Origin of the sequence: Lysobacter antibioticus HS124, assembly GCF_000336385.2 — a bacterium.
In the GTDB taxonomy this organism is placed as follows: Bacteria; Pseudomonadota; Gammaproteobacteria; order Xanthomonadales; family Xanthomonadaceae; genus Lysobacter; species Lysobacter firmicutimachus.
This window is the reverse complement of sequence record NZ_HG424603.1, coordinates 69,893-77,692: the sequence shown is the minus strand read 5'-3', so window position 1 is coordinate 77,692 and position 7,800 is coordinate 69,893. Positions and strand designations below refer to the sequence as shown.

At 69.8% G+C, this 7,800-nt stretch carries 10 protein-coding genes; 6 read left to right on the top strand and 4 right to left on the bottom strand.

The genetic code is table 11. From position 1 onward, the window contains the following. On the top strand, nt 1–209 hold a 209-nt coding region (locus TX83_RS23735), incomplete at its 5' end, for a hypothetical protein (protein ID WP_222423806.1). A 40-nt stretch (nt 210–249) separates the two neighbouring features. Here the strand turns inward: TX83_RS23735 and TX83_RS21475 are convergent. Then, entirely contained in the window at nt 250–678 is a 429-nt protein-coding gene (locus TX83_RS21475; RefSeq protein ID WP_064750027.1) for a VOC family protein, read from the bottom strand. 325 nt (nt 679–1,003) lie between these two features. Here TX83_RS21475 and TX83_RS21470 point away from each other — a divergent pair, with 325 nt between their 5' ends. The 4 genes from TX83_RS21470 (at nt 1,004) to TX83_RS21455 (ending at nt 3,860) form a co-directional block, all read left to right on the top strand. Continuing rightward, on the top strand, nt 1,004–2,119 hold the full coding sequence (locus tag TX83_RS21470; RefSeq protein ID WP_064750026.1) for an alpha/beta fold hydrolase: 1,116 nt from the start codon (nt 1,004–1,006) through the stop codon (nt 2,117–2,119). 242 nt (nt 2,120–2,361) lie between these two features. After that, the gene (locus TX83_RS21465) at nt 2,362–2,649 is read left to right on the top strand and encodes a helix-turn-helix domain-containing protein (protein ID WP_064750025.1); all 288 of its coding nucleotides are present in this window, start codon (nt 2,362–2,364) and stop codon (nt 2,647–2,649) included. Nucleotides 2,650–2,690: 41 nt separating this feature from the next. Further along, nucleotides 2,691–3,305, top strand: a complete 615-nt coding sequence (locus tag TX83_RS21460) for a hypothetical protein (RefSeq protein WP_141233627.1) — start codon at nt 2,691–2,693, stop codon at nt 3,303–3,305. Nucleotides 3,306–3,380: 75 nt separating this feature from the next. Then, the gene (locus tag TX83_RS21455) at nt 3,381–3,860 is read left to right on the top strand and encodes a hypothetical protein (protein ID WP_064750023.1); all 480 of its coding nucleotides are present in this window, start codon (nt 3,381–3,383) and stop codon (nt 3,858–3,860) included. Between the two features lie 103 nt (nt 3,861–3,963). Here the strand turns inward: TX83_RS21455 and TX83_RS21450 are convergent, their stop codons facing one another. After that, on the bottom strand, nt 3,964–4,497 hold the full coding sequence (locus tag TX83_RS21450; protein WP_064750022.1) for a hypothetical protein: 534 nt from the start codon (nt 4,495–4,497) through the stop codon (nt 3,964–3,966). Nucleotides 4,498–4,624: 127 nt separating this feature from the next. Then, nucleotides 4,625–5,113, bottom strand: a complete 489-nt coding sequence (locus TX83_RS21445) for a YciI family protein (protein WP_064750021.1) — start codon at nt 5,111–5,113, stop codon at nt 4,625–4,627. Nucleotides 5,114–5,545: 432 nt separating this feature from the next. Between TX83_RS21445 and TX83_RS21440 the strand changes: the two genes are divergently transcribed. Then, nucleotides 5,546–6,052, top strand: coding sequence for a hypothetical protein (locus tag TX83_RS21440; protein WP_064750020.1), 507 nt, complete (start codon nt 5,546–5,548; stop codon nt 6,050–6,052). Nucleotides 6,053–6,096: 44 nt separating this feature from the next. Here TX83_RS21440 and TX83_RS21435 read toward each other — a convergent pair whose 3' ends face one another. Next, on the bottom strand, nt 6,097–7,341 hold the full coding sequence (locus TX83_RS21435) for a hypothetical protein (RefSeq protein WP_141233626.1): 1,245 nt from the start codon (nt 7,339–7,341) through the stop codon (nt 6,097–6,099). Nucleotides 7,342–7,800 lie beyond the last annotated feature (459 nt).

The following is a 7,800-nucleotide window of genomic DNA, read 5'->3' as shown; positions in this document are numbered from 1 at the left end:
GGCCCGGCCCTGGCGGCCGCGGCGCCGCCGCGCGCGCGCAAGCCGCGCTGAACGGCCTGCCTCGCCGGCGTCCGCCCGCCGCGGACGCCGGCGACGGCTCGGGCTTCGATCTAAGACGCGGCTTCGCGCTCGGCGCCGCCGCGTTCTCGGAACCCGCAACCTCGGCCAAGGGCATCGCCAGTACCGGCAGCCCTGCGCCCGGCCGGTAACGGTCTGCGCCGGACCGGTCGTACGCCGGCCCCGCCCCGCTCAGAACACGACCTTGACCGAGGGCGCGCTGCGCTCGGCAGGCCCGTGATAGACCGCCTCGATGTTGTTGCCGTCCGGGTCCAGCGCGAACGCGGCGTAGTAGCCGGGGTGATAGGCTCGCCGGCCGGGGCCGCCGTTGTCGCGACCGCCGTGGGCCAACGCGGCCTGATGGAAGGCCTCGACCATGGCGCGGTCGCGGGCCTGGAAAGCCAGATGATGGCGGCCGGTCAACTCGCCCTGCGCGGCTTCGCTGGACGCGGTGGACACGAACAGCTCGTCGGCCCAGAAGTAATCCGGGCCGCTGCCGGCGATCGGCACCTGCAACGCCTCGAACACCGCCGTGTAGAAGCGTCTGCTCGCCTCGAGGTCGCGCACCACCAGTTGGATATGGTCGATCAGGCGGCCGCGATGCAGTTCCTGCGTTTCCATGGCGGATTCCTCGCTGGGGGAGCCCCACCCTACTCCGCCGCGACGGCCAAGGACACCGGCCGAGGTCGCGGAACGGCCGACCGGCGCGCCGGCCGTTGCAAATAAAAACATGCGCGGTGTAAACCCTCGCCCTTCCGCCCGTATCTGATGCCGCATGGGGAACGATCGCGACACACGACAGGCCCGCTGCAGCCGACCTCCGACGGCCGCCGCCCGCGCTGCGCGTCGCATCGCCGCCTCGTCGGCGCCGCCGGCCGCGTCATCGCGGTTTGCGGCGTCGCCCTTCGCCTTCGCCAGACCCTCGCCTTTCGGCCGGAATCCGCCCATGAAGACCCAAGCCCTGCTCGCCTCCCTGCTGCTGGCCCTGAGCCCGTTCGCTTCGGCCGCCCCCGAATGCAAGGACACCTCCAGCTACGCCGAGGCCCGCGCCATCATCGAAGACCTTGGCCGCATCGTCGCACCCAACGGCATCCAGGAATCCTACGCGGCCCGCATCGGCGGCATCGATCAATGGCTCAGCGTGCGCGGCCAGGACAAGAACAACCCGATCCTGCTGTTCGTGCACGGCGGCCCGGCCTCGCCGGTGATCCCGACCTCGTGGCAGTTCCAGCGCCCGATCGAGGAATACTTCACCGTGGTCAACTGGGACCAGCGCGGCGCCGGCAAGACCTACGCGCTGCAAGACCCGCAAAGCTACGCCGACACCATCCATATCGACCGTTTCGCCGACGACGTGGTCGAAGTCGCCCAGTACCTGCGCCAACGCTACGGCAAGCGCAAGATCGTGCTGATGGCGCACAGCTGGGGCACCATCATCAGCATGAAGGCGGCGCTGAAGCAGCCCGACCTGTTCTACGCCTACGTCGGCATCGGCCAGGCCATCAACGTGCGCGACAACGAGCGCATCAGCTTCGACTTCGGCCTGCAGCGGGCCAAGGCGCTGGGCAACGCCGAAGCGGTCAAGGAGATGGAAGCGATCATGCCTTATCCGGGCGACCAGCCGATCACCCGCGAACGCATCATCGCCGCGCGCAAGTGGTCGCAGTACTACGGCGGCCTGACCGCTTACCGCAACGATTCCACCTATTTCTACCGCGGCCCGCGCCTGTCGCCGGAGTACGGCGACTGCGACCGCCGCAACGTCAACGAAGGCAACGTGTTCACCCTCGGCAAGATCCTGCCTGAGTTCGTCGCGGTGGACTACAAGCCGGTCCGCGAGTTCCCGATCCCGGTGGTGTTCTTCCTCGGGCGCCACGATTACACCACCCCGGCCGAGCCGGCCGAACAGTGGTTGAAGCAGGTCAGAGCGCCGTTCAAGCAGAGCGTGTGGTTCGAAAACTCCTCGCACATGATGCCCTGGGAAGAGCCGGGCAAGACCCTGACCAGCCTGCTGCAGTACGTGCGTCCGCTGGCCGTCGACCCGGCGACCGCCGCGCACTGACACGCTCGCGGGCGGCGTCGGAAGCCGAGCCCGGATCGGCCCACCGCAGTGGCGCAAGCTTCGATGTCGTGCCCCGTCGACGCCGCGCCGACGGCGCGGCGCAAACCGTGCGCCCGTACCGATCCGCTTCACCGCGGATCGGCAGATTCATTGTGACCGAACCTTCAGTTCGCGGTTCCACACTGACCTGTCCGCGCACGGCCTGGCGTTGGATAGGTGTCCCCCCGACCCGCAGACATTGAATGTCGCCGGCCGTCACCCATGTTCGCAACACCGTCATGGACGACCTGTTGGACGAGGCCGCCGCCAGCGCCTGGGCGCCGTTGAGCCCGATGGAGCGTTCGGTGCTGCTGGCGGCGGCGCGCGGCGCCGAGGACAAGCAGATCGCCGCGACCCTAGGCTGTTCGATCTCGACCGTGCGCACCTTATGGCAGCGGGTCTATCAGAAGACCGGCCTGACGTCGCGCCGCAAACTGATCGCGCTGTTGTGGGCCGAAGCGGTGCGCCGATCGGGCGGTGTCGTTTTTTAAGCGACATGCTCCGCACCCAGGCTTCTGCTACACCATCGTCCATGAAACCCAGCGCATGGCTATGGATCGGGCCCGGATTGCTGGCGCTGGCGGCGCTGGCGACGGTGTATCACTCGGCGAACGAAACGACGCCCGCACCGAACGCGGCCGCGCCCGCGAACGAACACACACGCGAAGATGCCGAGCTGCAACGCATGCGCGATGAGATCGCCGGACTGCGGTCGCAAATGGTCGCGCTGCGCCGCTCCGGCGCCGACGCACGCGCCGATCCGGCCGCGCTGCGCCAACGCGCCGAAGCCGGCGAGCGCAAACACGAGGCCTATCTCGACGCATTGCGCCAGAATTTCCGTCGCGAAACCGCCGACCCGAGTTGGTCGCCGGCGATGACGTCGCGCCTGTGGAACGCCATCCGCGCCGACGAGGCCATGCGCGAGGCGGCGCGCGACGTCGAATGCCGTTCGACCCTGTGCCGGGTCGAGATCCGCGACGGCGGCGATGCGCGGCTGCAGAAGCAGCTGCCGCTGTGGAGCCAGCAATTCGCCGACGCGCTGCCGCGCATGGTCGCGCAGTACGCGCCGGGAGCGAACGGCCGCGGCGAGATGGTCCTGTACTTGCTGGGGCCGGAGCCGGCTCCCGGCGCGTCGGCTAAGCGTTGAAGCCGCCGGCGGCGATGCGGCGGCAGGAACAGGGGGAGAAACCCGGTACTTCCACCTACCTCACGAGGTGACGACATGAAAGCCGAGACCTGGATGGCCGCCGTATCGGCCCTGGCCCTGACACTGGGCAGCGCGGCGGCGCTCGACACGCGCGCTGCAACCTCGCAGAACCTGAGCACGCCCGGCACGTCCTGCGCGGCCTACAACGCCGGCCAGGCGCTGGACATCGACTACCTCAGCTACGGCGTGCGCAATGCAAACGCCGCCGTGCGCCCCGTCATTTGCCCGATCGTGCGCCATCCGGTCACCGGTCCGGCGCAGAGCTACTACATCGATGGCAGCAACCTCAACGGCGCCTGCACCAGCTGCACGGTGTACGCCTACAACTACACCGGACAGCTGCTGAGCAGCTCCAGCTTCAACCAGTGCGGCGCCACCTACGACCAACCGGTGTCGTTGCCGACCGTGAACTACTGGAGCTTCGTCTCGGTGGTGTGTTACTTGCCGGCCAGCTACAACGGCGTGTTGTTCGGCGCGTTCGCCGTCGACAATTGAGGCCGCCACGCTTTCGGCCGCGGCTCGTCCCGCTCCTGCAGAAGATCGGCCTATCGCAGCGGCGACACGGGCCGCGACCGCTCTCGCGGCGCCCCTTCAGGACTCAAGGCTCCGCCCGATCCGCGTCGCGCGCCCGGCAGCTCAGGTTGGCGTAGCGGCCCGCCGGCAACTTGCCGGCGATGCCGTAGTTCCTGAACTCGCCTGCAGCGTCGTAGTCGCGCTCCAGATGGCAGGCATTGCGCTTGGCGAACTCGACCAACGGCGCGATGTCGCCGGACACCCGCACCGTCGCGCCGGCGCCTTCGCTGACGCAGCAGCCGAGGTACTGGGTCATGTACTCCTCCTCGATCGCCACCAGCGGCAGCCCGAGCAAGGTCGCCGGCTTGTCGAGCAATCGATAGTCGGTGTAGTCGGCACGCACCGTCGGCTTGGCGGTCAGGTAGCCGGCGCGGATATAGGCCTGGATCGCCGGCCCGGACGGCGCGGCGCGTTCGCCGGTCTTGGCGTCGTAGCGCAGCGCGGCGATCAACCCGGCTTCGAGCCGGACCGCTTCGGGCGCGATTTCGGTCGCGGCGGCGCCATAAGCGGCGAGGATCAGGGAGAGACCGAAAACGAAGCGACGACGAAACGGATACATGCGGATTCCTGCCTTGGAAAGCGTTGCGCAGCGACGCCACCGGCGCCGCCGTCCTGGTCGCGCACGGTAGCAGAGCGCATCCGGCCGTCCAAGCCGCGCGCCGCGGCGCGGCACGCTCCGATGCCGTTCACGGCCGCTTCGGCGCCAGCTTGTCGTGCAGCTCGGGAATCGCCATCGCCGCTGCCGAGCCGTACCAACGGTGGTACTCGGCGACCATCTCGCCGCGCTCGATCACCGGATCGGTCGCGGTCAGCCGTCGCGCCTCCTCGAGATCGTCCACCGCGAGCAGGAACAGTCCGCGCCAGCCGTCCGGGTCCTCGGCGAAGGGCCCGGCCAGCGCCAGTTTGCCGGCCTTGGCCAAGCGCTCGATATTGGCGAAATGGCCGGCGAACATCGCCTTGCGCTCTTCGCCGTCGGGCACGCGCTTCGGACCGGTCTTCAGGATCACCAGCACGTAGCGGCGCATGCCGCGCTCGTCGGCGCCTAGGCGCTGAGCCAATGCCGCATCGCGACTCGGCGCGGCTGCCGGCGCAGTCGATGCCGGCGGATCGCCCGCCCAAGCCGGCACGGCGCAACACAGGCCGGCGACCAGCATCGCCCAGAGTCCTCGCTTCATGCCCGCTCTCCCGCGGTTCCGGTGGCGGCGCCAGTAGTACTCCTGTCGAGGCGCACCGTGCAAGCGCCGGAGCGCCGCGGGCGAGGCCCGAACCGGACGCCGGCAGGCACTGCCGGCCGCACCGACGCCGTTGCGTCGCGCATCGCTGGAGCGCGTGACCGGCGGCGCAGTCCTGGCTGCGCGCGATCGTCGCGACGACGGCCGTCGCAGAACCCATGCCGGCCGCCGGCGGATCTGCGGACGCAATCGTCGGAAACCGGCGAGCGGCTGGGCTACAAGATCCGTGGGCGAGCGCCGACCGTTCCGGCACCGGTTGCGTTCGATGCCGGCTGGCTCGCACACGCCCTCGCAGGTTCTCGCCACGCTTTCGGATCGCGCCGCCGAATGCGTTGCCGTACGCCCGGCGCGCTTCCATCACCAAGGAAAGGCCCCATGAATCGCACTCGTAGCGGTGCGCGCACGCGCCGCCTGTGGTCGTCGCTGCTGGTTCCGCTCGCCCTGGCCGCGGCAACGTCGTCGGCGCAGGCGCAATCCTTCGTCACCCTGCAGACTTGGCCGGCGGGTTCCTTCGCCACCGGCTGGAGCAGCGTGGTCGATACTTCGGCCGGGCTGTTCTACTACAGCACCCAGACCGGCGCCGCGGCGCTCGGCCGGATCGAACCCAACGGCAACCACACCACCCTGCGCACCTGGCCCGCCGGCTCGTTCGCCACCGGCTGGACCAGCATCGTGTCGACGCCGAACGGCGTGCTGTATTACAACGCGGCCACCGGCGCCGGCGCGATCGGCCGCTTCGACAGCGCGGGCAATCACACCACCCTGACCACCTATCCGGCCGGCGCCTTCGCCACCGGCTGGAACCGGGTCGTGTCCTCGCCGGGCGGCGTGCTGTTCTACCACTCCGGCAACGGCGCCGGCGCCACCGGACGGGTGTACTGAGCGCGACAGCGGACCGGAGCGGCGCCGCTCCGGTCCGGTGCGACTCAGCGCGCCGCGCCGAGATCGATCCAGCCCTTCGCCAGCGTCGGCCTGGCCCGCGGCGACACGCCGCTGTCCAGGCGCAACCGCTCGACTTCGATCAGATAAGCGCGGCCGCCGCGCGCATTGCGGCCTTCGAGCTTGAGCAGGATGCCGGTCGCCGCGTCCACCCACATGCGATAGCGCTGCGCGCCGAGCTTGCGCGCCATCGCTTCGTCGTGGCGGCCTTCGACCAGCACCGCCTCGCGTCCGAGCAGGCTCGGCCGGCCGAGGATGCGGCTGTCCTCGTCCGACAGCCAGAAAGCGTAGTTGGCCGGGGCCAGCACGTCGGCCGTGCCGGGCGCGCCGCTCGCATCGGGCTGGCTCGCGTACACCGCCTGGCAGGCGGTATTGCGATAGGCATGCGCGGCCGGAGCCTGCTCCGCATCGGGGGCGGCCGCCCGGCGGCTGGAGCGATAGGCCGAATGCAACGGCAGCACCGTCGTCTGCGACTCGGCGTCGGCGTAGTGTTCGGTCAGGCGTCCGTCCGCGCCGGCGATGCGCACGAAGCCGCTGCGCCGGGCCGGCGACACTTCGAACTCGATCCGCTCGCGTTGGCCGTTGTTGTTGAACACGATCGCGTAAGAACCGGCGGCATCGCGATAGCTGCGCGCGGCGTCGAACATCTTGTTCTGCAGTTCGGCCAGCGCCGGATCGCGCAGAGCCAGGCTCGGACAGCGCCCGGCCGGCGCGGGCGTCAGCGGCGTCGACACTTGCGCGCTCAGCCCCGCGTACTGGCGCATGACGGCGTCGGCGCCGGTCGCGCCGCTGCCGCTGCTGCGGCGTACGTACAACGCGCCGCTGGTGCCGTAGCCCACGTAATTCCAGCCGCTGGGCGCGGTGTTCTGGTTGACGTAGCCGATCGAGTAGAAACCGCTGCCCAGGTCCCAGGCCTGGTACTCGGCGCGCGGATCGGTGAAGGCATTGTTGGCGAGATACGCATAGTGATGCCCGGCGGCGACGGTGCCCAGGAACACCCAGCCGTAGCTGCTGGATTGGGTGGTCGAGAGTCGGTCGTCGCCGTGGTAGTCGCTGGGTTGGCCGCTGCGGTAATAGAAGCCGGCGCCGGCGACGTTGCCGCAACTGGGATACTGGCCGGGATCGCGGTCGTTGTCGCAGTACTGGTTGGCAGCGTGGGCGAAGGAAACCGGCAACAACAGGGCGGCGAATAGGGCGCCCGCCAGGCGGGCCGTTAATCGATTCGTGCGCATGAAAGGTCTCGTTGCGTGGGGGAAGCGCGGGCGTCGGTCGCGTGCGCGGCGAGCGCAGCCGCGGTTGCAGCCACAGCGTCGCGGGCCGAGCCTGCGGCGGGGCGGTCGCAGGCGTCGGGACGAGCCCGTACCGAGCGCACCTTATTCGAGTCCGCGGACCGAATTTGCAGGGCCGGTCACAGTCGCGGGCTTCGCGCCGGCGCCGACGGCCGTCGCGGCCGGCCCGGCGCATCGCCCATAAGTGCAATACCGCCGGGGCGAACGGCGGGCTCACCATCGTCGGGTCTGCGGTTCCGTCGTCGCACCGATCACCCTGGGGAGGGCTCATGTTCCGTACGGCAAACACGCACCCGATCGCCGGCTCGCACCGGCCGCACAACGCAAACCGGGCCCCGGCGGCAACGGGCATGGCAGCGATCGCCCTGGCCATGCTCGGCCTGTCGGCCTCGCCGGCCGTCG

Excerpts from the sequence above, each read along its gene's own strand:
- TX83_RS21465 (WP_064750025.1), top strand. The coding sequence starts at position 2,362 with ATGTCGCCGGCCGTCACCCATGTTCGCAACACCGTCATGGACGACCTG.
- TX83_RS21440 (WP_064750020.1), top strand. The coding sequence starts at position 5,546 with ATGAATCGCACTCGTAGCGGTGCGCGCACGCGCCGCCTGTGGTCGTCG.
- TX83_RS21445 (WP_064750021.1), bottom strand. The coding sequence starts at position 5,113 with ATGAAGCGAGGACTCTGGGCGATGCTGGTCGCCGGCCTGTGTTGCGCC.
- TX83_RS21470 (WP_064750026.1), top strand. The coding sequence starts at position 1,004 with ATGAAGACCCAAGCCCTGCTCGCCTCCCTGCTGCTGGCCCTGAGCCCG.
- TX83_RS21435 (WP_141233626.1), bottom strand. The coding sequence starts at position 7,341 with ATGCGCACGAATCGATTAACGGCCCGCCTGGCGGGCGCCCTATTCGCC.
- TX83_RS21460 (WP_141233627.1), top strand. The coding sequence starts at position 2,691 with ATGAAACCCAGCGCATGGCTATGGATCGGGCCCGGATTGCTGGCGCTG.
- TX83_RS21475 (WP_064750027.1), bottom strand. The coding sequence starts at position 678 with ATGGAAACGCAGGAACTGCATCGCGGCCGCCTGATCGACCATATCCAA.
- TX83_RS21455 (WP_064750023.1), top strand. The coding sequence starts at position 3,381 with ATGAAAGCCGAGACCTGGATGGCCGCCGTATCGGCCCTGGCCCTGACA.
- TX83_RS21450 (WP_064750022.1), bottom strand. The coding sequence starts at position 4,497 with ATGTATCCGTTTCGTCGTCGCTTCGTTTTCGGTCTCTCCCTGATCCTC.